General features: G+C 59.6%; 22 protein-coding genes and 1 pseudogene. 11 read left to right on the plus strand and 12 right to left on the minus strand.

What is annotated here, in order from left to right; all coding sequences use genetic code 11:
* Window positions 1-22 precede the first annotated feature (22 nt).
* Both fapE and fapF read left to right on the plus strand, forming a co-directional pair.
* Entirely contained in the window at window positions 23-769 is a 747-nt protein-coding gene (gene fapE / locus AC07VO_RS02475) for a fibril amyloid subunit FapE (protein ID WP_086946102.1), read from the plus strand.
* Window positions 770-815: 46 nt separating this feature from the next.
* Window positions 816-2,120 carry a fibril amyloid transporter FapF gene (fapF, locus tag AC07VO_RS02480; protein ID WP_192350621.1) on the plus strand — a complete coding sequence of 435 codons (1,305 nt, stop codon included), beginning with the start codon at window positions 816-818 and terminating at the stop codon, window positions 2,118-2,120.
* Window positions 2,121-2,188: 68 nt separating this feature from the next.
* On the opposite strand, the gene AC07VO_RS02485 is transcribed toward fapF, so the two are convergent.
* Window positions 2,189-3,514, minus strand: coding sequence for a sigma-54 dependent transcriptional regulator (locus tag AC07VO_RS02485; RefSeq protein WP_007937802.1), 1,326 nt, complete (start codon window positions 3,512-3,514; stop codon window positions 2,189-2,191).
* Between the two features lie 343 nt (window positions 3,515-3,857).
* Between AC07VO_RS02485 and AC07VO_RS02490 the strand changes: the two genes are divergently transcribed.
* From AC07VO_RS02490 to nhaB, 3 genes are all read left to right on the plus strand, one after another.
* Window positions 3,858-4,124, plus strand: a complete 267-nt coding sequence (locus AC07VO_RS02490) for a DUF1652 domain-containing protein (RefSeq protein WP_192350623.1) — start codon at window positions 3,858-3,860, stop codon at window positions 4,122-4,124.
* A gap of 283 nt (window positions 4,125-4,407) precedes the next feature.
* A complete protein-coding gene (locus AC07VO_RS02495) occupies window positions 4,408-5,697 on the plus strand; it encodes a hypothetical protein (protein ID WP_495007470.1) in 1,290 nt (429 codons plus the stop codon).
* 67 nt (window positions 5,698-5,764) lie between these two features.
* Window positions 5,765-7,267, plus strand: a complete 1,503-nt coding sequence (gene nhaB, locus AC07VO_RS02500; RefSeq protein ID WP_495007471.1) for a sodium/proton antiporter NhaB — start codon at window positions 5,765-5,767, stop codon at window positions 7,265-7,267.
* 55 nt (window positions 7,268-7,322) lie between these two features.
* Here nhaB and AC07VO_RS02505 read toward each other — a convergent pair whose 3' ends face one another.
* The 3 genes from AC07VO_RS02505 to gnd are packed head-to-tail and all read right to left on the minus strand — an operon-like array spanning window position 7,323 to window position 10,641.
* Window positions 7,323-8,144 (minus strand): Cof-type HAD-IIB family hydrolase, encoded by an 822-nt coding sequence (locus AC07VO_RS02505; RefSeq protein WP_192350629.1) that lies wholly within the window; start codon window positions 8,142-8,144, stop codon window positions 7,323-7,325.
* Complete coding sequence (zwf, locus tag AC07VO_RS02510) at window positions 8,141-9,664, minus strand: glucose-6-phosphate dehydrogenase (protein ID WP_018926086.1); 1,524 nt, start codon at window positions 9,662-9,664, stop codon at window positions 8,141-8,143. The genes AC07VO_RS02505 and zwf overlap by 4 nt, the downstream gene beginning before the upstream one ends.
* Complete coding sequence (gene gnd / locus AC07VO_RS02515) at window positions 9,661-10,641, minus strand: phosphogluconate dehydrogenase (NAD(+)-dependent, decarboxylating) (RefSeq protein WP_018926087.1); 981 nt, start codon at window positions 10,639-10,641, stop codon at window positions 9,661-9,663. The genes zwf and gnd overlap by 4 nt, the downstream gene beginning before the upstream one ends.
* A gap of 272 nt (window positions 10,642-10,913) precedes the next feature.
* On the opposite strand from gnd, the gene AC07VO_RS02520 reads away from it, so the two are divergent.
* Together AC07VO_RS02520 and AC07VO_RS02525 are read left to right on the plus strand one after the other, a co-directional pair.
* Window positions 10,914-11,096 (plus strand): DUF6026 family protein, encoded by a 183-nt coding sequence (locus AC07VO_RS02520; RefSeq protein ID WP_018926088.1) that lies wholly within the window; start codon window positions 10,914-10,916, stop codon window positions 11,094-11,096.
* A gap of 194 nt (window positions 11,097-11,290) precedes the next feature.
* Complete coding sequence (locus AC07VO_RS02525; RefSeq protein WP_192350631.1) at window positions 11,291-13,036, plus strand: phosphoethanolamine transferase CptA; 1,746 nt, start codon at window positions 11,291-11,293, stop codon at window positions 13,034-13,036.
* 65 nt (window positions 13,037-13,101) lie between these two features.
* Here the strand turns inward: AC07VO_RS02525 and AC07VO_RS02530 are convergent, their stop codons facing one another.
* The 4 genes from AC07VO_RS02530 to AC07VO_RS02545 form a co-directional block, all read right to left on the minus strand.
* Window positions 13,102-13,593 carry a GNAT family N-acetyltransferase gene (locus AC07VO_RS02530; RefSeq protein ID WP_018926090.1) on the minus strand — a complete coding sequence of 164 codons (492 nt, stop codon included), beginning with the start codon at window positions 13,591-13,593 and terminating at the stop codon, window positions 13,102-13,104.
* A gap of 130 nt (window positions 13,594-13,723) precedes the next feature.
* On the minus strand, window positions 13,724-14,842 hold the full coding sequence (zapE, locus tag AC07VO_RS02535; protein WP_192350633.1) for a cell division protein ZapE: 1,119 nt from the start codon (window positions 14,840-14,842) through the stop codon (window positions 13,724-13,726).
* A gap of 91 nt (window positions 14,843-14,933) precedes the next feature.
* Window positions 14,934-15,275 (minus strand): nuclear transport factor 2 family protein, encoded by a 342-nt coding sequence (locus AC07VO_RS02540; protein WP_008010768.1) that lies wholly within the window; start codon window positions 15,273-15,275, stop codon window positions 14,934-14,936.
* Window positions 15,276-15,327: 52 nt separating this feature from the next.
* Entirely contained in the window at window positions 15,328-16,044 is a 717-nt protein-coding gene (locus AC07VO_RS02545; protein ID WP_018926092.1) for a helix-turn-helix transcriptional regulator, read from the minus strand.
* Window positions 16,045-16,185: 141 nt separating this feature from the next.
* Between AC07VO_RS02545 and AC07VO_RS02550 the strand changes: the two are divergent.
* Both AC07VO_RS02550 and AC07VO_RS02555 read left to right on the plus strand, forming a co-directional pair.
* Window positions 16,186-16,686: pseudogene (locus AC07VO_RS02550) on the plus strand (solute carrier family 23 protein); the annotation flags it as partial.
* A 55-nt stretch (window positions 16,687-16,741) separates the two neighbouring features.
* Window positions 16,742-17,215: an LEA/WHy family protein gene (locus AC07VO_RS02555; protein ID WP_086946164.1), complete on the plus strand. Its 474-nt coding sequence runs from the start codon at window positions 16,742-16,744 to the stop codon at window positions 17,213-17,215.
* A gap of 235 nt (window positions 17,216-17,450) precedes the next feature.
* Here the strand turns inward: AC07VO_RS02555 and AC07VO_RS02560 are convergent, their stop codons facing one another.
* Together AC07VO_RS02560 and AC07VO_RS02565 are read right to left on the minus strand one after the other, a co-directional pair.
* On the minus strand, window positions 17,451-19,013 hold the full coding sequence (locus tag AC07VO_RS02560; protein ID WP_192350635.1) for an alkaline phosphatase D family protein: 1,563 nt from the start codon (window positions 19,011-19,013) through the stop codon (window positions 17,451-17,453).
* 68 nt (window positions 19,014-19,081) lie between these two features.
* Entirely contained in the window at window positions 19,082-20,005 is a 924-nt protein-coding gene (locus AC07VO_RS02565) for a carbon-nitrogen hydrolase family protein (RefSeq protein ID WP_192350637.1), read from the minus strand.
* A gap of 85 nt (window positions 20,006-20,090) precedes the next feature.
* Between AC07VO_RS02565 and AC07VO_RS02570 the strand changes: the two genes are divergently transcribed.
* Complete coding sequence (locus AC07VO_RS02570; protein WP_192350639.1) at window positions 20,091-21,011, plus strand: LysR family transcriptional regulator; 921 nt, start codon at window positions 20,091-20,093, stop codon at window positions 21,009-21,011.
* On the opposite strand, the gene AC07VO_RS02575 is transcribed toward AC07VO_RS02570, so the two are convergent.
* Window positions 21,004-21,255, minus strand: a complete 252-nt coding sequence (locus tag AC07VO_RS02575; RefSeq protein WP_007983592.1) for a hypothetical protein — start codon at window positions 21,253-21,255, stop codon at window positions 21,004-21,006. The two genes, AC07VO_RS02570 and AC07VO_RS02575, sit on opposite strands and share 8 nt — an antisense overlap.
* 166 nt (window positions 21,256-21,421) lie before the next feature.
* On the opposite strand from AC07VO_RS02575, the gene AC07VO_RS02580 reads away from it, so the two are divergent.
* A complete protein-coding gene (locus tag AC07VO_RS02580; RefSeq protein WP_018926101.1) occupies window positions 21,422-21,739 on the plus strand; it encodes an ElaB/YgaM/YqjD family protein in 318 nt (105 codons plus the stop codon).
* A gap of 23 nt (window positions 21,740-21,762) precedes the next feature.
* On the opposite strand, the gene AC07VO_RS02585 is transcribed toward AC07VO_RS02580, so the two are convergent.
* Window positions 21,763-22,803 (minus strand): Ldh family oxidoreductase, encoded by a 1,041-nt coding sequence (locus AC07VO_RS02585; protein ID WP_018926102.1) that lies wholly within the window; start codon window positions 22,801-22,803, stop codon window positions 21,763-21,765.
* Between the last annotated feature and the right edge of the window lie 49 nt (window positions 22,804-22,852).

Genomic DNA, 22,852 nt, shown 5'->3' on the forward strand with positions numbered 1-22,852 from the left:
CTGGATGCCCTGGGAGCAGCAGATGAAAACCTCATACTGGCTGGCCGCCGCTTGCCTGGCAGCAAGCGCATCGGGTTATGCCAATGCAGGATTCAAACCCATCGAACTCAAGGACCATGAGCTCGCCGAGCTACGCGGTCGTTATGTCATGCCAGGGCGGATCATCAGCTTCGGCATCATCATGAGCAGCACCTGGCGCAATGCCAGCGGAGACCTGATCGGGGTGGCGACGGCCATGCAGATCCAGGCCTCTACCGTAAAGCCGCAACTTTACGTGTCGACCATTAAAGAAACCGGTAACGGCAGTACGCCGCCATCGGGCACCGGAAATGTGATCGGTGGCGCAGGACTGACCACTACCCAGGGAGTCACCCAAACTGTTCGCGCCGCTGGTGACGGCAATACCGCCTACAACAATGTCGCCATCAACGTCAAAGAGGCCAACCAGGCGCCGGCGCCGAGTCCCGTCCAAGGGCAGGTGCTGACAAGCGGGCAAACCATTACCGACAGCAATGCCGCCGGTAGCGTCGCGGTGTCGAACACCGGTGGTGGCGTGCAAATGGCCATCCAGGCCAGCAACAATCAAGGTACGGCCATGCAAAAAGCGGCTCAGGGGGGGCTGGTGCAGAACACCCGGCTTCTGGGCAACAGCAACAGGGTCAATAACCTGACGCAACTTAATGTAGTGCTTAACAACAACGGCCGAAATGCCGGAGCAGTCAACTGCAATCTGAGTCAACTCAACGCACTACGCAGCCTGGGATATTGAACTACGCTGATGTTCGATCATTGGGCTTCATGGGGGACGGCTTATCATGTATCGGTCAGTACCACTGCGCGCGATCGTTTGTCTGAGCACTTTGTTCCCGTCGGCGCTGCTGCAAGCAGCGCCCGATGCGGACGTGGCGGCTTTGAAACAGGAGCTCATGGAGCTCAAACAACGATACGAAGTACAACAAAAAGCCCTGGCAGTACTCGAACAACGAGTCCGCCAAGTGGAGGAGCAACCGGCGGCGCCGCCGCCTAAACGCCTGGCCAAGTCACCAGCCGACATGAAAGGCAACCCGCAAGTGGCCACCAGGACGGGAGCGGCCGCAGCTTCAGGCGGCGCCGCGGGCAGCGGCAGTTCCTATGGACAATCGCTGGCCGATGACTCTCAACCGGCACAGAGTGTTTCCAACCTGTATGACGAGGCCAGCGGATTCTTCGGCGGCGGCAAGTTCAGCCTCGAAACCGGGCTGACCTATTCACGTTACGACACCCGCCAGCTGATCCTCAACGGCTTCCTCGCACTGGACTCGATCTTTCTGGGCAACATCAACCTGGACCGGATCAAGGCCGACACCTGGACGCTGGACCTCACCGGGCGCTACAACTTCGACAATCGCTGGCAGTTCGACCTAAACGTACCAGTGGTGTACCGCGAATCGACGTATCAGTCCGGCGGCGCCAACAACGGTGCGGCGGGAGTGACCAGCGAAGAAAGCGTCACCCGCGATCCGACACTGGGCGATGTCAACTTCGGTATTGCCTACAAATTCTTGGACGAATCGGTCAACACCCCGGATGCAGTAGTCACCTTGCGCGTCAAGGCGCCGACCGGCAAGGACCCGTTCGGCATCAAACTGCGCCAGAGCGACGCCAATACCAACCTGTTCGTGCCTGACACCTTGCCAACCGGCAACGGCGTCTGGTCGATCAGCCCCGGTATCTCGCTGGTCAAGACCTACGATCCAGCGGTTCTGTTCGGTAGCCTGTCCTACACCCACAACTTCGAAGGTTCCTTCGACGACATCAGTGCCACCGTCAATCAGAAAGTCCCGGGCAAGGTGCGGATCGGCGACAGCTTCCAGATTGGCGCGGGCATCGCGTTCGCGCTGAACGAAAAAATGAGTATGTCGTTCTCGGTGTCTGACCTGGTGCAACGCAAAAGCAAGCTCAAGCAGGATGGCGGGGATTGGGAGTCGGTGGTGTCCAGCGACGCCAACGCCGGTTACTTCAACGTCGGCATGACCATCGCGGCCTCCGACAACCTGACGATCGTTCCCAACTTGTCCATCGGTATGACCGACGATGCGCCGGACTTTTCCTTCAGCCTGAAATTCCCGTACTACTTCTAAACCGCACCCCGCAATAGAAAAGGCCCACTACGATAGTTGTCGTAGCGGGCCTTTTTTGTTGCACCGCCCTAGCGGATCTGGTGCTTGTGCAGCAATCGGTAAAAAGTCGGCCGTGACACGCCCAGGACTCGGGCGGCAACACTCAGGTTGTCGCTGTGCCGGTTCAACACATCGCACAGCGCCTGGCGTTCGGCGCGGGTCTTGTAGTCTTCAAGGGTGCCCATCGGCGTGGCGAAGGCGTGTTGACTGAGCAGCCCCAGGTCTCGCGCCTCGATCTGTCGTCCTTCGGCCAATACCAGCCCACGACGTACCCGATTGGCCAGCTCGCGGACATTGCCCGGCCAGTCGTGCTTGCCCATGGCGACCAACGCATCCTCGCTGAAGCTGCGCGGACGACGGCCGGTTTCACTGCTGTAGAAATGGGAAAAGTGGTTGGCCAGCATCAATAGATCACCATGGCGCTCACGCAGCGGCACGGTGACTACTTGCAGGACGTTCAAACGGTAGTACAAATCTTCGCGAAAGCGTTTGTTCTCGATGGCCTCTTCAAGGTCGACGTGCGTCGCCGCCAATACCCGCACATCCACCGGAATAGGTTGATGGCCGCCAACCCGCTCGATGTGTTTTTCCTGCAGGAAGCGCAACAGATTGGCTTGCAGCTCCAGGGGCAGATCGCCTATTTCATCGAGAAACAGGGTGCCGCCGTTGGCGGCTTCTATCCGCCCGACCTTGCGCTGATGGGCGCCGGTAAAGGCCCCCTTCTCGTGACCGAACAATTCGGACTGGATCAAATGTTCGGGAATCGCTCCACAGTTGATCGCCACGAATGGCTTGCTGTGACGCTGGGATTGTTGATGCAGGGTACGGGCGACCAATTCCTTACCGGTGCCGCTTTCGCCGCGGATCAGCACCGGCGATTCGGTGGGCGCCAGCTTGCTCAGTAGTTTGCGCAGCTCGCGAATCGGTTTGCTGTCGCCGAGCAGTTCGTGTTCAGGCTGATCGATATGAACCGTGCCCTGCCCGCGCAGGCGCGCCATGCCGAACGCTCGGCCCAGAGTGACCTGAACCCTTGAAACATCGAACGGCAAGGTATGGAAGTCAAAAAACCATTCGCAGACGAAATCCCCGACATTCTGCATTCGCAGGACATCCTGATCGAGCACGGCGATCCACTCGGTACCGCTACGGGTGATCAGTTCCTTGACGGCTTCCGGACGCTCCAGATGAAATGGCTGCAAGCGCAACAGGCCGACGTCGCAGGTTCGTTCCGCGGCGTTTTCCAGGGTACAGCTGTCGACATCCCAACCCACAGCGCGTAAACCCGGCAGCAAACGGTGGCAGTCGTCGCAAGGATCCACTACTAAAAGACGTCGTAAAGCAGGCGCTTCGATCATGACTGTTCCTTGGCGCCAAATTTTAGGAAATATTATTAAAAACAGTCATTTGGCGGGCTTCGGTGTAACACTAGCAAAATATTGACGCGGGCTTGTATCGATTGCTTATAGGGACGTCGGCTTATTAGTTATAAAAAATCACTTAATGAGTTGCCTAACGAATTGAACCTTTCATTCAGCTTTCAGCAACTGCCTGAATCGCCGGCGAATCAAAGAAAGTTGAAATTTCTTTTGATTGTGTGTGACCCAACCCCCGGTTGCGGACATCAGTACAAGTAACCAGCCGAACGGTAAGCCCAACCGACGGCACATCACTTGATTGGGCACACAGAGAGAAGACCCCATGAACGCCCCGCTCCGTATCAACGAAGCTCTTTTGATTGCCGACCGCGCATTCCAACCCCTTCAATGCGTGGCCTGGGCCCCACAAGACGGTAATGGCGAGCTCAGCCTGGCCATCATTGATCGCACTTACACTCGCATCAGCAGCAAACAAATCCCCAGCAGTGCCTATTCCGATCCGCAGCAACTTGCACACTTGCTGGAACAAGCCCGCGCCGAGCTGAGCGAGGAAGGTTACACACTGCAATCGTGGTCCATGCCGCATTAATCTTTTTCGCGGATTACCGCCCGGTAATCCGCGTCCCTTCTTCTCCTTAGTTGACGGTTTTCTACGGTCAGCTGCATAACGCCATTTTCGTTTTCCAACTTCTAGCCGCCAGATTACTTGGCAGGCTTGTCAGTGGATCGAGAAGACACTGTTCTGGCACAAAACGCCGCTCCTCCCGAGCGTAATGGCAGTTGCGCATCATCGCATTCAGGGATTGAATGTTCTTCTCATGCAGTCAACCTCCGGGCACCCGGACAAGGACGACTGGCAAGGAGATGCGTGCATGTCACTCCAGACTGCTTTTGCCATACCGGCAGCGGTGAAAGACGCCGGGCAACTCGATAGCCATTTCGCCGGCAGCGGCAAGACTCAAGTGTATTTCGCCGGCAGTACCTCCAGCAGGGTCAATGGCGTGGCGATTGACCACACCGGCCGAATATTGGTGGTAGCCAAGGTCGGCACGCCAGGTGGCAGCCGCTTTGGCCTGGCCCGCCTGCGTGAGGATGGTTCGGCGGATCTGGCCTTCGGCAAACAAGGCAGCGTCATCGGGCAATTCGCCCACGGCTACGAGGCCATGGCGGGCACAGTGCGGGTGCTGGCCGACGGGAACATTCTGGTGGCCGGCCTGCACTACGAAAATGCTCATCGTACGTTGCCCACCGTGGCGATGTTTGATCAACGAGGCTGCCCGATACAGGGTTTTGGTGAGCACGGCCGCTGCGTGGTGCGCCTGCCGGGGAAGCTTTCCGAAGGCGCTCGCGACGCCTGGTTACCACCCGGCGTACCGGGTACCGAGGCCTGTGATATCTGGGTGCAGGACGATGGTCGAATCCTGCTGCTGGCCAATCATCACTTTGAATTGACCGATCACGTCGGCATGCTGATTCGACTCAATGCCGACGGCTCGCTGGACAGCACCTTCAATGGTCGTGGCTTTGTCATGGTCCGGCACTTATTGATGAACACCTGGCTGAACAGTCTGATGGTGCAACATGACGGCCGAATCCTGGTGGGCGGATCGATCAACTTCCCCGAGGAAGGTTTGCTGGCGCGTTATCACGCCGATGGCCAGTTGGATGACGGCTTCGCCGTGGATGGCTTCATGACCTTCAAGGCCTGGGGTCAGAGTGCCCAGGTCTGCCAGATCGTCCAGCACGAAAATGGTGATTTGCATTGTTTTGGCAGCAGTCGCGACCCGATGCACTGCCTCGCCCTGAACGTTCACAGCAACGGCCGACCTGACATGCATTGCAATAGCGGCCAGCCACAACTGTTGGAAATCAGCCACAGCGGCTGCCAGTGGACCGCCGCCCAGATACAACCGGACGACTGTGTGCTGACGGTCGGAGCGACGGGCGGCGGGCTCGAAGGCGATTTCATTCTCGCCCGGTACTTACCCAATGGGGCGCTGGATCGCAGCTTCGCCAATGGCATGGGCTGGGTCCGCACACGCCTGAGTCGAGGCCCGGACACCGCCACTGCATTGGCCGTGCAGGCCGATGGTTGCATCGTCGTCGGCGGCTATTCACTGGATGGCAACTACCGCGCCGTCGTCGCCCGCTATCAACCCTAGTTCCCTGCACTTGATCTTCCCTTCCGCTTACGGCAAGTTGCGCGCTTCTTAATACAAGGAGTAGCCGATGTCCGGCTCAATGGCCCAGGCCTTCGCACACAATTTTCTTGGGCATTCACCCCGCTGGTACAAAGCCAGCATTATCGGATTCCTGATTCTCAACGCCCTGGTGTTGTGGACGATCGGTCCGGTGGCGGCCGGCTGGTTGTTGGTGCTGGAGTTCATCTTCACCCTGGCCATGGCGCTCAAGTGTTACCCGCTGATGCCCGGCGGGTTGCTGCTGATCGAAGCTCTGCTGCTGAAAATGACCACGCCCCAGGCGCTCTATGACGAACTGGTGCACAACTTCCCGGTGATCCTGCTGCTGATGTTCATGGTGGCGGGCATCTACTTCATGAAGGACCTGCTGCTGTTTCTGTTCTCGCGCCTGCTGCTGGGAGTTCGCTCCAAGGCGCTGCTGGCGTTGATGTTCTGTTTCCTGTCAGCGTTTCTCTCGGCGTTTCTCGATGCATTGACCGTGACCGCGGTCATCATCAGCGCGGCCGTGGGGTTTTACTCGGTGTATCACCGCGTTGCCTCGGGCAACGATCCGCGTCAGGACAGTGAGTTCGGCGATGACCGGCAGTTACCGACATTGCACCATGCCGACCTCGAACAATTCCGCGCCCTCCTGCGCAGCCTGCTGATGCACGGCGCGGTCGGCACAGCGTTGGGTGGCGTTTGCACGCTGGTTGGCGAGCCGCAAAACCTGCTGATCGGCCATGAGATGGGCTGGCACTTCGCCGAGTTCTTTCTGAAGATCGCCCCGGTGTCGTTGCCGGTGCTGGCAGCGGGCCTGGTGACCTGCGTACTGCTGGAGAAACTGCGCTGGTTCGGTTATGGCACGCTGCTGCCGGACAACGTGCGTGCGGTGCTGGCCAACTACGCCGCTGAAGACAACGCCGAGCGTACTTCGCGTCAGCGCGCTGCGCTGCTGGTTCAAGGGGCGGCGGCACTGATTCTGATTGCCGGGCTGGCGTTTCACATCGCCGAAGTCGGCCTGATCGGCTTGATGGTGATCGTGCTGATCACCGCGTTTACCGGTATCACTGACGAACACCGCCTCGGCACCGCCTTCAAGGACGCCATGCCGTTCACCTCGCTGCTGGTGGTATTTTTCGCCGTGGTGGCGGTGATTCACGATCAGCAGCTGTTCGCGCCGCTGATCCAGTGGGTATTGACGCTGCCGGCGGACCAACAGCCGGGCATGCTGTTTATTGCCAACGGCTTGCTGTCGGCCATCAGCGACAACGTGTTCGTGGCGACCATTTACATCACCGAAATAAAACAGGCATTCATCTCCGGCCACATGAGCCGCGAGCACTTTGAAACCCTGGCGATTGCGATCAATACCGGGACCAACCTGCCGAGCGTGGCGACGCCTAATGGTCAGGCGGCGTTCCTGTTCCTGCTGACCTCGGCGATTGCACCGCTGATTCGTCTGTCGTACGGGCGGATGGTGTGGATGGCGCTGCCATACACCGTGGTGATGGGAGGGCTTGGCTGGTACGCGGTAAGTTACTGGCTGTAACCCAGAACAAAAATGTGAGAGCGGGCCTGCTCGCTCCCACATTGGTTTTGTGTGCTTATCGAGGGAGGATGTATCGCTCGATCGCCTGGGCCGCGCCGTCTTCGGTATTGGCCCCGGTCACCACGTCGGCCTGACGCTTCACCGCCTCTTCCGCCTGCCCCATGGCGATCGACAGCCCGGCACGATGAAACATCGCCGGGTCATTGCCGCCGTCGCCCATGGCGGCGGTCTGTTCCAGCGACACCCCGAGAAACTCGGCCAGCGTCGCCAGTGCCGCGCCCTTGTTGGCCTGCACCGCCGTCACATCCAGATAGACCGGTTGCGAACGCGACACCTGCGCCTGCCCTTCGACCTTGGGCAGCAACCGCGCCTCCAGCTCGATCAACAGTTCGGTGTTGTTGCTGGCAGCGACGATCTTGTCGATGCGTGCCAGGCAAGGCTCGAAACTCTCGACCACCACCGGCGGATAACCCAGGCCATGTTGCTCTCGCGGGACCATCGGGCCGTACGGATCCTTCAACAGCCAGTCACCACCGCTGAACACCCAGACTTCAATGTCCGGCTGATCGGCAAACAGTGCCAGCGCCGTCAGCGCTGCGGTTGCCGGCAAATAATGCGCCACCAGCAAACTGCCATCCGGGTTGACGATCGTGCCGCCATTGAACGCCGCCGTCGGCAGATCAACGCCCAGGGCTTCGATCTGCTGCAACATGGCTTTAGGTGGACGCCCGGTGGCCAGGCTGAACAGCACGCCGGCGTCACGCAAGGCGCGAACGGCATCGATGGTGCGCTGGCTGAGGCTGTGATCGGGCAGCAACAAGGTGCCGTCCATGTCACTGAGCAGAAAACGGATGGGTTGTTGCGTGACGTCCATCATCCGAGGCTGTGCCAGACGCGACCGTCGCGGGTCAGCAGTTCGTCAGCGGTCTTGGGTCCGTCTTCGCCGGCTGCATAGCTCTCCACGGTTGCATCCTGCTGCCAGGCGTCGAGGAACGGCTGCACGACGCGCCAGCCGTTCTCGATGTTGTCGGCACGCTGGAACAGCGTCTGATCGCCGGTGAGGCAATCGTAGATCAAGGTTTCGTAGCCGGTGGAAGGCTGCATTTCAAAGAAATCCTTGTAGGCAAAGCCCAGCTCGATATTGGCCATGTTCAACGCCGGTCCCGGCCGTTTGGCCAGCAGGTCGAACCACATGCCTTCGTTGGGCTGGATCTGGATCCGCAGGTAGGTCGGCTGCAATTCTTCGACCTCGGTGTCACGGAACTGCGCATACGGCGCCGGCTTGAAGCAAATGACGATCTCGGTGTCGCGCACGCTCATGCGCTTGCCGGTACGCAGGTAGAACGGCACACCGACCCAGCGCCAGTTGTCGATCATCACTTTGAGCGCGACATAGGTTTCAGTGGTGCTGTCGGGCGCGACGTTGGTTTCCTGACGATAACCGGGCAACCGATTGCCATCGATCTCGCCGGCGGTGTATTGGCCGCGCACTGAGTTGGCTCGCGCTTCCTCGATCGACCAGGGGCGAATCGCGCCGATCACTTTGGCCTTCTCGCCACGTACCGCATCGGCGCCAAACGCCGCCGGCGGTTCCATGGCGACCATCGCCAATAATTGGAACAGGTGATTAGGCACCATGTCCCGCAGGGCGCCGGTGACCTCATAAAAACTGCCACGGGTTTCAACGCCGACGGTTTCAGCGGCGGTGATTTGTACGTGGTCGATGTAATGGTTGTTCCAGAAGGCTTCGAACAGGCTGTTGGAGAACCGGCTGACCAGAATGTTCTGCACGGTTTCCTTGCCCAGATAGTGATCGATCCGGTAGATCTGCTTTTCCGTCATCACTTTGAGCAAGCACGCGTTCAAGGCTTCGGCGGTATACAGATCCGAGCCGAAAGGCTTTTCGATCACCACCCTTCTGAACGCTTCAGGGGCTTCTTGCAACAATCCGGCAGCCCCGAGACGTCGCACCACTTCACTGAAAAAGCGCGGAGCGGTGGCCAGGTAGAAAACGGCGTTGCCGGTGCCGCTGGCGTCGATTTTCGCCGCCAGCGCGTCATAAGTGCGCTCATCCAGGAAATCGCCCTGGACGTAGCTGATGTGTTTGGCCAATTTGGCCCACAACGCCGGATCAAGGGCGTGATCGCCCTTGCCGACCTTGGCTGCCACTTCCGCCCGAATGAAATCTTCGAGTTTTTTGGCAAAGGCTTCGTCACTGATGGCGTTGTGATCAACGCCGACGATCCGCAGTCCATTCCCCAGCAAACCATCGCGACTCAGGTTGTACAGCGCCGGCATCAGCAGGCGCTTGACCAGATCACCATGGGCACCGAACAAAAACAGCGTGGTGGGCGGTGCGGGTTCTGCCTTGGATTTCCTGCGGATCACGTGGGTCATTTTTTCGCAGTCTCCACATGGCCGCCGAAGCCGAAGCGCTGGGCCGAGAGAATCTTGTCGCCAAAGTTGCCTTGCCCGCGCGAACGGTAGCGAGAGAACAGCGAGTTCGACAGCACCGGTACCGGCACCGCTTGTTCCATGGCGGCTTCGATGGTCCAGCGCCCTTCACCGCTGTCCGCCACTTCACCCGAGTAGCCGTCGAGTTTCGGATCGGACGCCAGCGCATCGGCGGTCAGGTCAAGCAGCCAGGACGAGACCACGCTGCCACGACGCCAGACTTCGGCGATGTCGGCCACGTTCAGGTCGAAACGCTGATCTTCCGGCAGGTTGGTGCTGGCTTTGGTCTTGAGGATGTCGAAGCCTTCGGCGAAGGCCTGCATCATTCCGTATTCGATGCCGTTATGGATCATCTTGACGAAGTGGCCGGCGCCGGCGGGGCCTGCGTGGATGTAACCGCGCTCGGCGCGATCGTCATCGGACTTGCGATCCTTGGTGCGCGGAATGTCGCCCATACCCGGGGCCAGGGACTCGAACAACGGGTCAAGACGCTTAACCGTCTCGGCATCGCCGCCGATCATCATGCAGTAGCCACGTTCCAGGCCCCAGACGCCGCCGGAGGTGCCGACGTCGATGTAATGCAGACCTTTTTCCGACAGGGTTTTGGCCCGACGGATATCGTCCTTATAGAAGGTGTTGCCGCCATCAATGATGGTATCGCCCGCTTCAAGCAAGGTGCTCAGTGTGTCGATGGTGTCTTCGGTCGGTGCGCCGGCGGGCAGCATGACCCACACCGCGCGCGGCTTGGCCAGGCCAGCGACCAGGGCTGGCAAGTCGGCGACGCCGGTGGCGCCCTCTTCGGCCAGGGTATCGACAAAAGCGGTATTGCGGTCGTAAACAACGGTGGTGTGCCCGTTGAGCATCAGGCGCCGCGCAATATTACCGCCCATGCGGCCCAGTCCAATAATCCCGAGTTGCATGTACTGATGCTCCCTACTACAAATAAAGTGTGTCTAAGGTTATAGCCCAACGCGACTAGTGAAGGTTAGTCCAGAGCGGCGGGATGAAGTTTCCGGGCATTGTGCCCGATCCAGACTGATAACGTCGGGAATCGTGCCGAAGACACAACGACCATGAAAAATAAAAAAGTTCCCTTCAGGGGCAAAAGAAATCAAAATTGGCGCCGATAGTAAGTGAGCACCCGATTTCGGGAGTCGACTTACAGTTGATACCGCCATTTGCGAGGTGAGCAATGGGCACCGTACACACAGCACTGCCAGCACAAACCCTTTACGTCACGATCCGTCGCGATGAACTGCGCCAGTTGAAAGAGGAGCGCGATCAGTTGAAGCGGGAAGTTGCGCAATTGCGCCTGCTGACCCAAGGCAATCAGGCTCAGCCCTTGCCCGTCACCCAACGTGCTCCTCACGCCTGATCTCCTCGCTTGAGTCGGAAGCGGCCCAGCGCTGTTTCTGACTCGCTGCAATCCTGTCCGCTGCGACAACTCACAAAGTTTTCACACTTGCTTGGCGATACTCCGGCCCTTTGTGGCTGCTTGCTTTGCGAGCGGCATCCGTTCGTCTGCGACAAGGAGAGTGCCGACGGCCGATCATCAGGCTGGAGTGTTGAATGGCTTTGCTTAAACGCAGCAAAACGTCTGCGAATGGTTTTGATTGGGCAGGATTACTCTGGTTATTTCTGTTCTTCTGGTATTTCTCCGGTATCACCCAACTACTGATTCAACTGACGGGCACCTCCGGTTTTAGCGGGTTCCGCCAGGCTTTTGTGATGAGCGCCATTTGGCTCGCGCCGATGCTGTTGTTCCCCAGACAAACCCGTGTGATGTCCGCGCTGATCGGTGTGGTGCTGTGGGCCTGTTCGATGGCCAGCCTGGGTTATTTCTTCATCTATCAGCAGGAATTTTCCCAGAGCGTCATCTTCATCATGTTCGAATCGAACGTGTCTGAAGCCGGCGAATACCTGACGCAGTATTTTGCCTGGTGGATGGTGCTGGCGTTCCTCGCCCACACTGCATTCGCGTACTTCCTTTGGACCCGCGTGCGTCCGGTGTACCCGCCACGCGTCCAGGCGCTGATCGCAGCGACGGCGATCGTGCTGGCCGTGATCGGTTACCCGCTGATCAAGCAGACCGCGCACACCGGCAGCCTGGCGGAAGGCTTCGAGAAATTCGAAACCCGCATCGAGCCCGCGGTGCCATGGCAGATGGCCGTGGCCTATCACCGTTACCTCGGGACCCTGGGCAGCATGCAAGGCATGCTCGACAGCGCCAGCAAAATCCCGCCGCTGAAGAACTTAACCGACTCGATGGCCAATCAGCCGGCGACCCTGGTGCTGGTGATCGGCGAGTCCACCAACCGTCAGCGTATGAGCCTGTATGGCTACCCGCGGGAAACCACCCCGGAACTGGATAAGCTCAAGGACCAACTGGCGGTTTTCAATAACGTCATTACCCCACGCCCCTACACCATCGAAGCGCTGCAGCAGGTGCTGACGTTCGCCGACGAAGAAAACCCGGACCTCTACCTGACGACGCCGTCATTGGTCAGCATGATGAAACAGGCGGGTTACAAAACCTTCTGGATCACCAACCAGCAGACCATGACCAAGCGCAACACCATGCTCACGACCTTCTCTGAACAGGCCGACGAGCAGGCGTACCTGAACAACAACCGCAACCAGAACGCCGCCCAGTACGATGGCGATGTGATCGAGCCGTTCAACAAGGCGCTGGCCGATGCGGCGCCACGCAAACTGATCGTCGTGCATTTGCTCGGCACGCACATGAGCTACCAGTACCGTTACCCGCCGACGTTCAACAAGTTCACCGACCGCAAAGGCGTGCCGGACGGCGTGCGTGATGATCAAGTGCCGACGTACAACAGCTATGACAACGCGGTGCTGTACAACGACTTCGTGGTCTCGAGCCTGATCAAGGACTACGCCAAGACCGATCCAAACGGCTTCCTGCTGTACCTCTCCGACCACGGCGAAGACGTGTTCGACTCCGCTGGCCACAACACCCTGGGCCGCAACGAGAACAAGCCGACCGCGCCGATGTACACCATTCCATTCGTGGCCTGGGCCTCGCCGAAATGGCGCGAAACCCATGACTGGAGTTTTGCCGCTGATCTGGGTCGGCCGTACAGCAGCTCCCAGCTGATTCACACCTGGGCGGATCTGGCCGGCCTGAGTTTCGATGAACTGGACCGCAGCAAAAGCCTGGTCAGCGACAGCTTCAAGCCTCGGCCATTGATGATCGGCAACCCTTACGAGCGTGAGCAGCGGCCGTTGATCGACTTCAGCCTGATAAAACCCAAGGTCGCGCCTGTCGCCCCGGCGGTCGTTCAGCAGTAGTTTTGAGGGGCCGACAAATGACTTAAGGGCGTCCTGATCGACGCCCTTTTTTATGGCTCGGAGGACTAAAGCGCTTTGGTCCAGAACAGCATCCGGCCGTGCGCCGGGTCGAACATGCCGGGTGAAAAACCGAATTTGCCATAAGACGCCTGGGCCACTGGATTGCCCTCCAGCACTTCCAGGGTGATTTTGCAGCAGCCGCGCTGACGTGCGATGTCCTCGACTTTGTGCAGCATTTTCTGGCTCAGTCCCAACCCGCGAAACTTCGACACCACGACCACATCGTGCACGTTGACCAATGGCCGACAGGCAAAGGTCGAAAAGCCTTCGAAGCAATTGACCAGCCCTGCCGGCTCGCCACCGACAAACGCCAATACACTGAAGGCATGGGGCCGCTTGGCCAGCTCCCCCGGCAGTTGTTGCAACACATGGGTGGGCAACGACTTACCGCCACCCATCGGGTCTTCGGCGTAATGGTTCAATACAAGACAAATCGCCTCGGCATGTGTCGGGTTGCTGTAACTGGCCTGAAGCACAAGAATTTCTGCGGATTCCATTTCCACCCTCGATCACACATGAAGTTGCCCCAGTTCGCTTCTTGCGCACTGAAAGGTCCTGCGACCTTATCGCGAGCGCCAGGGTGCCGACAACTGGATCCTCTCGCCCCGTTGCACCTTCTTCCGGACATCAAGCCTCGGCAAAACGTTTTAGCTGCATCTCCTGCAAACGGCTGAGGGTGCGGCGAAACGGGAATTCCAGATAACCCTCGGTGTACAACGCCTCCATCGGTACCTGCGCTTCGAGGTACAGCGGCACCTTGCGGTCGTAGCACTCGTCCACCAGGGCAATGAACCGCCGCACACCGTCGTCATGCACCGACAATTGCGGCAACTCGCGATCCCCCGCCGCCACCCGCTCGACACCGTCTTCAGTGCCGCGGGCGATGCGCCCTTCACGTTTTTGCGCGCTGAGATTGGGCACGTCACTCAACAGAATAGCGCTGAAGGTGTCGCACAGGGCCATGAAGTCCATGGCGGCAAAAGGCTGCTCGCAGACCTCGGCGTAACGGCACCAGAGCACGGTTCGACTGGCCTGCATGACATTGACCGAACGGTAGCCGATCTGCACCGGATCGCTGGACAGCGTCTGGCCGACGGTCAGGGCCTTGAACACGTCGCCAAGGGCACCGGGCTGACCCGGAACGTTCACCCAGTAACGCTGCAGGCCGGCGCCGGGGTGCAGACGATGATCTTCTCCACCGTCCACCGCAATCACCTGCATGTGTTGCTTGATCGCGCTAATCGCCGGCACAAAGCGGTCGCGGTTGAAGCCATCGGCGTACAGCTGATCCGGCGGTTGGTTGGAGGTGCAGACCACCACCACGCCCTGCTCGAACATCACCTGAAACAAACGCCCGAGAATGATCGCGTCACCGATGTCGTTGACGAACAGTTCATCGAAACACAGCACCCGCACTTCCTGGCTCAGCTCGCGGGCCAGGGCCTTCAGCGGGTCGGCGGTACCGGTCAACTGGAAGGAGCGCTGATGCACCCAACCCATAAAGTGGTGAAAGTGCTGCCGCCGGGCCGGGACGCGCAGGTTTTGATAGAACTGATCCATCAACCAGGTCTTGCCCCGCCCGACCGGGCCCCAGAGGTACACGCCGGTGATGGGCGCGCGGCCTTCCTGCAAGGCTTCGTGGCATTTTTGCAGCGCCCACACGGCATGTTCCTGGGCTTCGTCCTGGACGAAGCCCTTCTGTTCGATGGCGTGTTGCCAGGCGGTTAAGGGAGAGTCGACATTCATGCGCGGCAGTATACGTCTCTATAGCGGCTCGCCAAGCCCGGGCCGTAGCAGCTGCGTCGCGGTGCTCGACAGCTGCTACATAGGCCGGTGGTTACAGCGAGATGTCCAGCCGGGCGATCTTGCCCTGTTCATTGAGGCGGAACATATAGCGCAGTTCCAGCGGGCTGCCGGGAAAAGTGCCGGAGATCAGGTTGTGCACCAGCACTTTGCCAGTGCGCTGTTGAACGTCAAGCACCTCGACCCGCGGCTGATAACGTTGCGCAGTGTCTTGCATCCATTGGGCGATGGCTTGCGTGCCGACCTGATGCTGCCCCTCATCGAACACGTTGGCATCCTCAGCGAAAAAACTGGCGACCCTCGAGGTGTCGCGAGCATTGGCGGCAGCAATGTAGGCGGCAATGGCGGGGGCCAGTGAAGAGGCTGGATTGGACATGTTTACGGCTCCTTGTGAGTTGTTTCTGGAGCCATGCTAAAACAAGCCAGTGTCAGTTCTTGTCAGGAGTGAAACGCCCTGCTTCGTCCAGTTGCATCTGCTTGCGCCAGGTGCGCAACAGGTCGCTGCGCCGCCCCGGATAGCGCTCACCCTGTTCACTGGCGGCGGAGATCCGGTCGGTGCGGAACGTGCGATAGGCACTGCGCAACTCACACCAAGCGACGATGATCCGCACCTCATTGAGAAACCCCAGGGCCAGTGGCCAGATCAAACGTTGGCTGGGCACCTGGTTGGCGTCTGCGTAATCGATATGCAACTTGGCTTGATCGCGGATGGCTTGGCGAAACACATTCAACGGCACGGCGTTTTGCGGATAGCCACAACCCGGCGGCCCCGGCAACACCGTCGGGTTGCGCAAGGCGTCCTGGGCCGTCGGGTCGAGCACCGCGGCGATTTTTGCCAGGGCATCGGCCGCCGCTTTGCTCAACACCTCATCACCCCGCTGATCCACGTAGCGCAAACCGAGCACGATGGCTTCGGTCTCATCGGCATTGAGCATCAAGGGCGGCAGAAACAGACCGCTGCGCAACACATAGCCGATCCCCGCCTCGCCAAAAATCGGCGCGCCGAGTGCGGTGAGTTCAGCGATATCGCGGTACAGCGTGCGTTCGGAAATCTCCAGCTCGCTGGCCAATGTCGCGGCAGTCACCGGACGACTTTTGCCGCGTAGCACTTGTAACAAGGTCAGTAAACGAGTGGTACGCGACACGGTCGGCAGGCTCCTTGCTGGAAGTCGCCGGAGCTTAGCAGAGGCTGCTGTCAGAAAGTGGCAGGAGCTATAGCCGATTTTGAAAAATTTCCCACTCTGTGGCGAGGGAGCTTGCTCCCGCTGAGCGGCGAAGCGGCCCCAAAATCGGTGATCCAACTCACTGGCGTGGCCAGCCGTTATGTGGCGTTTTTCATTGCCGGCCTGTTGGTGCTGCTGGGCTTGTTCCCGATGATCGGCGCGGTGCTGCAACTGATGCCAAAACCAGTGCTCGGCGGTGCCGAACTGGTAATGTTCGGCACTGTGGCCGTGGCCGGGATCAAGATCCTCGCCGAGGCCGGCTTGCATCGGCGCAACATGCTGATCGTGGCGATTTCCCTCGGCATGGGCCTGGGCGTCGCGGCGGTGCCTGAAGTCTTGCGCGAGCTGCCGAAGGCGCTGCACAACATCTTCGAATCGCCGATCACTGTCGGTGCGTTGTGCGCTATCGTGCTGAATATCTTCCTGCCCGAAGAGTTCATCGAGCTGGAAGAAGACGAGTTCGACCCGGAAGCCTCGGTGCTTCAGGTGATGCATTACCCGGATGTTGCGGCCAAGGGTGAACCCGCGTCACCTGTGGCTGTCGCACAGTTGAACCGTCCGTAATGCTCGAAGGCCGAGCTTTGAGCGGTTCGGCCTTTTTCTTTACGAGAATATGTTCATGCGCAGATTGCTGGCCCTGTCCCTATCCCTTCTATTGCTGTCTCTGAGCGCCTGCGCCCTGTTCCCCAGTCGCGACCCGCTGCACATCAACGTGGTCGGTATCGAGCCGCTGCAAAGCCAGGAGCTGGAAGTGCGCTTCGCGGTAAAACTGCGCGTGCAAAACCCCAATGAAACCGCGATCGCCTATAACGGCGTGGCGCTGGACCTGGAGGTTAATGGCCAGCCACTAGCTTCCGGCGTCAGCGATCAGTCGGGCTCGATCCCGCGGTTCTCCGAAGCAGTGATCGTGGTGCCGGTGAGCGTTTCGGCCTTCTCGATGCTGCGTCAGACCCTCGGACTGAGTCAGACGCAGACACTGGACAATCTGCCTTACGTACTGCACGGCAAACTGGCCGGAGGGGCGTTCGGCACCATGCGTTTTGTCGATAGCGGCAAGCTCAGCCTGCCGGGCTCGATCTCTGGCACCTGGTAACGCGCTAGTAACGTAATTCTGTTCACTTACGCCGTAATGCGATCTGTAGCAGCTGTCGAGCCTGCGAGGCTGCGTTCGGCTGCGAAGCAGTCGTGAGTCCGGCTGCCGTGGTGTATCTGATGCACCGCATTGTCTTATTTACCGACTGCTTCGCAGCCGAACGCAGCCTCGCGAGCTCGGCAGCTGCTACAAGGAATGCGTCGCGGCTGAAATCGCTTAAGTGAACCGCAGAACGCTATGTAACGGGGTCGATCACCTGCGTCACACTATGCTTCAGACCTTCTACGTGCCAGTTGGCCCATAGTCGGGTCTTGCCGTTGCCGCCTTCATCCGGTTCTATCGCCAGCCAGTTTCGAGCGGCGATCAGGTAACGCCCCCTTGCGCCGACAGGCAACATGGTTCCGGTGATGCCGTAGTCGATCTGTTCCTGGTTCGCACCGATGGACTCCAGAAAGTGCACCGCCAACACTGGCGGCGCAGGATGCACGACGCCGGTGGAAATCAATTGGTAGATTTTCCCCGCGCCATCGCTGCCATGCCGGGGCAACTTCGATTCGATCACACAGGCCCCGGCCACATGAACGTCACCAGACACCAGCGTGACCTTGCATGATTGGGCTTTGGCGAAATCCAGCAGCCGCATGATCAACCGCTTGCGTTCACTTCGGTGCGGCAGGCTTCGCCAGTGGTCGCGTAAATCGTCCTCGAGCTCCTGTTGCCCCACCATCACGTCCAGCGCCTTTTCGGCCGCCTGTAAATCAAGGTAACCCACCGGAATACTCGACATCAGTAACAGATGCTTGTGCGCAGGGACCTTGTCCAGCCAGGCATAAATCGCATCCCAACTGACCGGGGAAATAACCCGGGTTTGTTGGGCCTGCGGGGTGGTCAAGTCCGGCGCACGTTCGCTGCGTAGATCGGGAACCAGCAAGGCCAACTCGCCCAGGCCGGTGAACCCCAGGTGAAAGCCATCGGCGGTTCCGGGAATCGCGCAGGGATGGGTATCAGCGGACGGCTTGAGGTGAGGATGCGTCTGGATCAGTTGCTGCTGGAAAATCCTGAAATAGCGTTTGGCTGTGGCAAACAGCCCCTGGAACACCGGGCTTGAATGCAATATCTCATCGTAGGAACCCCAGCCATCGATGATGTCATGGTCATCCCACATCATCACCGTCGGAATGGCGCCGAACACCTTGGCCATCTCGGGCTGTTTCCAGCATTCCAGGTAGAGCCTGGTGAAAAACTTGTCCAGATCGGCTTCGATCACCTTGGTGTAAGCAGCCTTTTGCCGGTCGGCGAAGGGTTTGGCGAACCATGCTTTCATCGACGGCACACTGCTGCGCATGTCGTCGCTGTAAACCTGATCGCCGCCCATCAACAGCAGATGATAGGGCTCGCCCTGGTGAGCACCCCACATGTGCTCCCAACGCTCGTTGTTCCGGTCTACCTTCTCCATCTCCTTGGGGTCGGAGAAACCGTTGCACGACACATACGCAATGCGCGGCGACTGGCCCTTGGCCGGAACGACGAAGTTGGCCTGCGCACCGTCTACGGAAACCGTGTAACTGGTGGCAACGGCCTGATCCTGCGCCGCCTTGAAATCGATGCGCCAGACCCGGGAATTAGGGTTGAGCAGCGGGATATCGGCGATGGCCAAGGGTGTGTCGGCAGTCACATCCTTGGGCACTTTTACCGTGGGAGGTGGCTCGCCCAAGGGTGAAACCACCAGGGCAGACACGTTGTAGACATTATTATTGATGCCACGAAACTGCAGAATCGGGCCTATTAACAAACTCATGGCGAGTCCATCCGTTGACGGGGGTGTGAACGCCTGGAGACTAGACGACAATCACACCCCCCGACGGATTATGTGTTGAACCGCACGCCCGGTTTGGCTCGCTCATCCACCGTCAACTCAAACACGTCCGGGCGCGCATAGTGCCCGACCACGTCGTAGTCGTACCGGGCGCGGATCAGGTCATCGGTGTCGATTTCGGCGGTCAGCAATCCCGCCTCGCCACGCAGCGGCCCGGCGATAATGTCGCCCATCGGCCCGACAATCACGCTGCCGCCGGCAATCAACGGGCGCTCCGCCGGCCAGTTGGCGATGTCCACGCCCAAGGCTTGTGGCGAGTCCTGAACCTGACAGGCACTGACCACAAAGCAGCGTCCTTCATGGGCGATGTGACGCATGCTGACCTGCCACATCTCGCGCTCGTCCACAGTCGGCGCGCACCAGACCTCCACGCCCTTGGCGTACATCGCGGTGCGCAGCAACGGCATCATGTTTTCCCAGCACACCACCGCGCCGATCCGCCCGACCTGGCTGTCGATCACCGGCAAGGTCGAGCCATCGCCCTTGCCCCAGATCAGTCGCTCGGTGCCGGTGGGCATCAGTTTGCGGTGCTTGGCAACCAGCCCTGCCTGCGGGTCGAAATACAGCGCGGTGCAGTACAAGGTGCTGCCGGCGCGCTCGATCACGCCGATCATCAGGTTGGCCCCGGTGCGGGCCGACAACCCGGCCAAGGCGTCGGTCTCGGTACCAGGCACGTCGATGGCATTGGCGAAATACCGGGCAAACGCTTCACGACCTTCCGGCAGTCGATAGCCGAGTTGCGTGCCGAAGCTCTCGCCTTTGGGGTAGCCACCGAGCAACGCCTCGGGCATGACCACCAACGCCGCGCCGGATTCGATAATGGCGGTTTCCCAAGAGAGGATTTGATCGAGGGTGTCGGCCTTGCCGCCGGGCAAGGCGCCGATTTGCAGGGCAGCAACGATTGACTTGGGCATTACGGTGGCTCCGTCAGGAATGAGGTGTTGCTCATTCTCCGGCGCCACAGGATCATGAATAAAGCCCGAATCACTGCTGAATGATATGAACCAAATGAATATCGCCACCGTCGATCTCAACTTGCTCAAAATCTTCGAAGCGCTACATGAGGAGTCCAGTGCCAGCCGCGCCGCGCTGCGTCTTGGCGTGACGCAATCGGCGGTCAGCGCGGCGTTGCGCCGGTTGCGCGAGGTGTATGGTGATCAGTTGTTCGTGCGCACTGGCCGAGGCCTTGCGCCGACGCTCAAGGCCAACCAGCTCAAACCGGTAATCAGCGATGCGCTGAACAAGTGCCGCCAGAGCCTGGCGATGGTTGACCCGGCGGCCCATCAATACGACGGACGCTCGGTAACCGTGGGTTTGTCGGATGATTTCGAAATCGCCTACGGGCGACGATTGATCGAGGAAATCGCTCACCGAGCGCCGAAACTGCGGCTGATCTTTCGCCAGACCCATAGCCAGATCGTCGCCCGGGCCTTGATGGAACGCAGCATCGATCTGGCGATCACCGCAGGCGGGTTTGCCGAGCGTTTGCTCAGCCGCCAAGTGCTGGGTGAAGGGGGTTATCTGTGCCTGGTGGATCCCCTCAGCCTGGCCGAAGGACAACAGAGTCTCAGCCTTGATGAGTTCGTCGCCCGCGAGCACATTCTGGTGTCCTCGGGCGGTTTTATCGGGATTACCGATGAAGGTCTGGCGGCGCTGGGATTGAGTCGGCGGGTATGCGCGTCGACCACCCACTTTGCCGCGTTGCCGTATCTGCTCAAGGGCAGTCAGGCGGTGGCGACCATTCCGGCCCATGCGGCGCAAAGTATTGCAGCACTTTGCGGATTGGCGCTGCTGCCCTGCCCTCTGGCACTGCCGCGCTACCCGATCGAGCTGGGCTGGCGCACCAATGCTCAGCTCGATCCGGTGGTATTGAAAGTGCGTGAAGCGATTGCCGCGATTTTTTCCGGGGCGTTTATTTAGCGGCCATCAAGCGATTGACTTCACTGCGCACCATGTTCGCGAATTCCGGCGGCGACATGCCGTCGAGTTCGGCGCGTACCCACTCGGCCCATTTGCCTTTGCGCTTGGCGCGCTCACCGAACAACCGAGCGGCTTCGCCCTTGGCTTTGCCCAGGTTGTTTTGCCAGAGTTCGAACAGACGGGATTTTTCATCTTCAAGCGCCGCGCGCTCGGCGAGGGGTTTGTCGGCCAGATTGAAGCTCATGGGGAATTACCTGCTGCGTAAAATAGGCGACATCTTACACTGTAGGAAGAAATGTCCTGCGCTGGATTTTTCGTCAGGAGTGAGTCACCGCGCAAAATGGCTGCAACTTTTGCCACGGCGGCAGACTCCATTGCTCACTGTCCATTCACTGTAAGGAGTACACCAAATGGCTCGCAAAACCGTCGATCAAGTCGCCGATGATCAAATCAAGGATCAGGTCTTCAGCGAACTTCAGGCCCTGATCGAAGAGTCGGAAAAACTGCTGAAAAGCAGTGCCTCACTGGTCGGAGAAGAAGCGGACACCCTTCGCGGGCAAATCGCCCAGAAACTCCAGCAGGCCCGAAGCTCGTTATCCAGTGTTCGTGACCGGACCCAACCCGCGGTCGACGCCACCGAAACCTACATTGGCGGCCATCCATGGCAAACCGTGGCCATCTCTGCGGGTTTCGGCCTGGTGGTTGGTCTGTTGTTGGGTCGGCGTTGAACCATTGATCTGTGGGAACGGGCTCAGGACCCGGCCAGTTCCCGCAGATTCGCCAGCGTCTGTGGATCGAGCGCAATGCCTTCAACATTGGCTTTGGCGCGTTGCAGGTGACGCCGATCCCCCGGTAAACGCTTGAGCCCCACACCATGCATCTGCCGGACCAGTTCCTGACTGCGTTCGGCAAAATTCTGCCCCGCCGATTTGCTCGGATCGATCACGATCAGCAGTTGCCCGGTCCAAGGGGTTTTGGCCCCCGGATGGTTCGACCAGTCGAACTCGAAAGAAAAGTTGCCACCGGTCAACGCCGCCGCCAACAACTCCACCATCATCGACAGCGCCGAGCCCTTGTGCCCGCCAAACGGCAGCAACGCGCCACCTTCGAGAATGGCTTTCGGGTCCTGAGTCGGCTGGCCGAGGCTGTCCACACCCATGCCCGCTGGCAAGCGTTCGCCTTTGCGCGCGGCGATCTGCACGTCGCCATGGGCGATGGCGCTGGTCGCCAAGTCGAAGACTATCGGCGCACCGCCGGCCCTGGGCGCGGCGAAGGCAATCGGGTTGGTGCCGAACAACGGACGATCGGCACCGTGCGGCACCACGCAGGTCATGCTGTTGACCACGCTCAGCGCCACCAACCCTTCATCGGCAAACGGCTCGACGTCCGGCCACAAGGCGGCGAAGTGATGGGAATTGCGGATCGCCAACACCGCAATGCCGGCGCTGCGGGCTTTTTCCACCAGCAAGGGCCGCGCCGCCGCGAGGGCCGGTTGGGCAAATCCATTGCCGGCGTCAACCCGGACAAAACCCGAGGCCACGTCCTCGACCACTGGCACGGCCTGGCCATTGACCCAGCCACTCTGCAACGTCGACACATAACCGGGAATACGGAAAACGCCGTGGCTGTGAGCCCCGTCACGTTCGGCGCTGGCGCAGTTGAGGGCCAGGGTTCTGGCGACATCGGCCGAGGTGCCATGGCGCAGGAAAATCTGTTCGAGCAATTGAACGAGCGCGTCGAAGTCGAGGTTCTGTGTGTTCGAGTTGACGGCCATTTCAGGCGATGCGGTCATCTGAAGCTCCGGTTTTATTATTGGGTATGGGCAACAGGTCAAGCGAGGT

The organism is Pseudomonas sp. GW821-FHT03E01 (assembly GCF_059420765.1).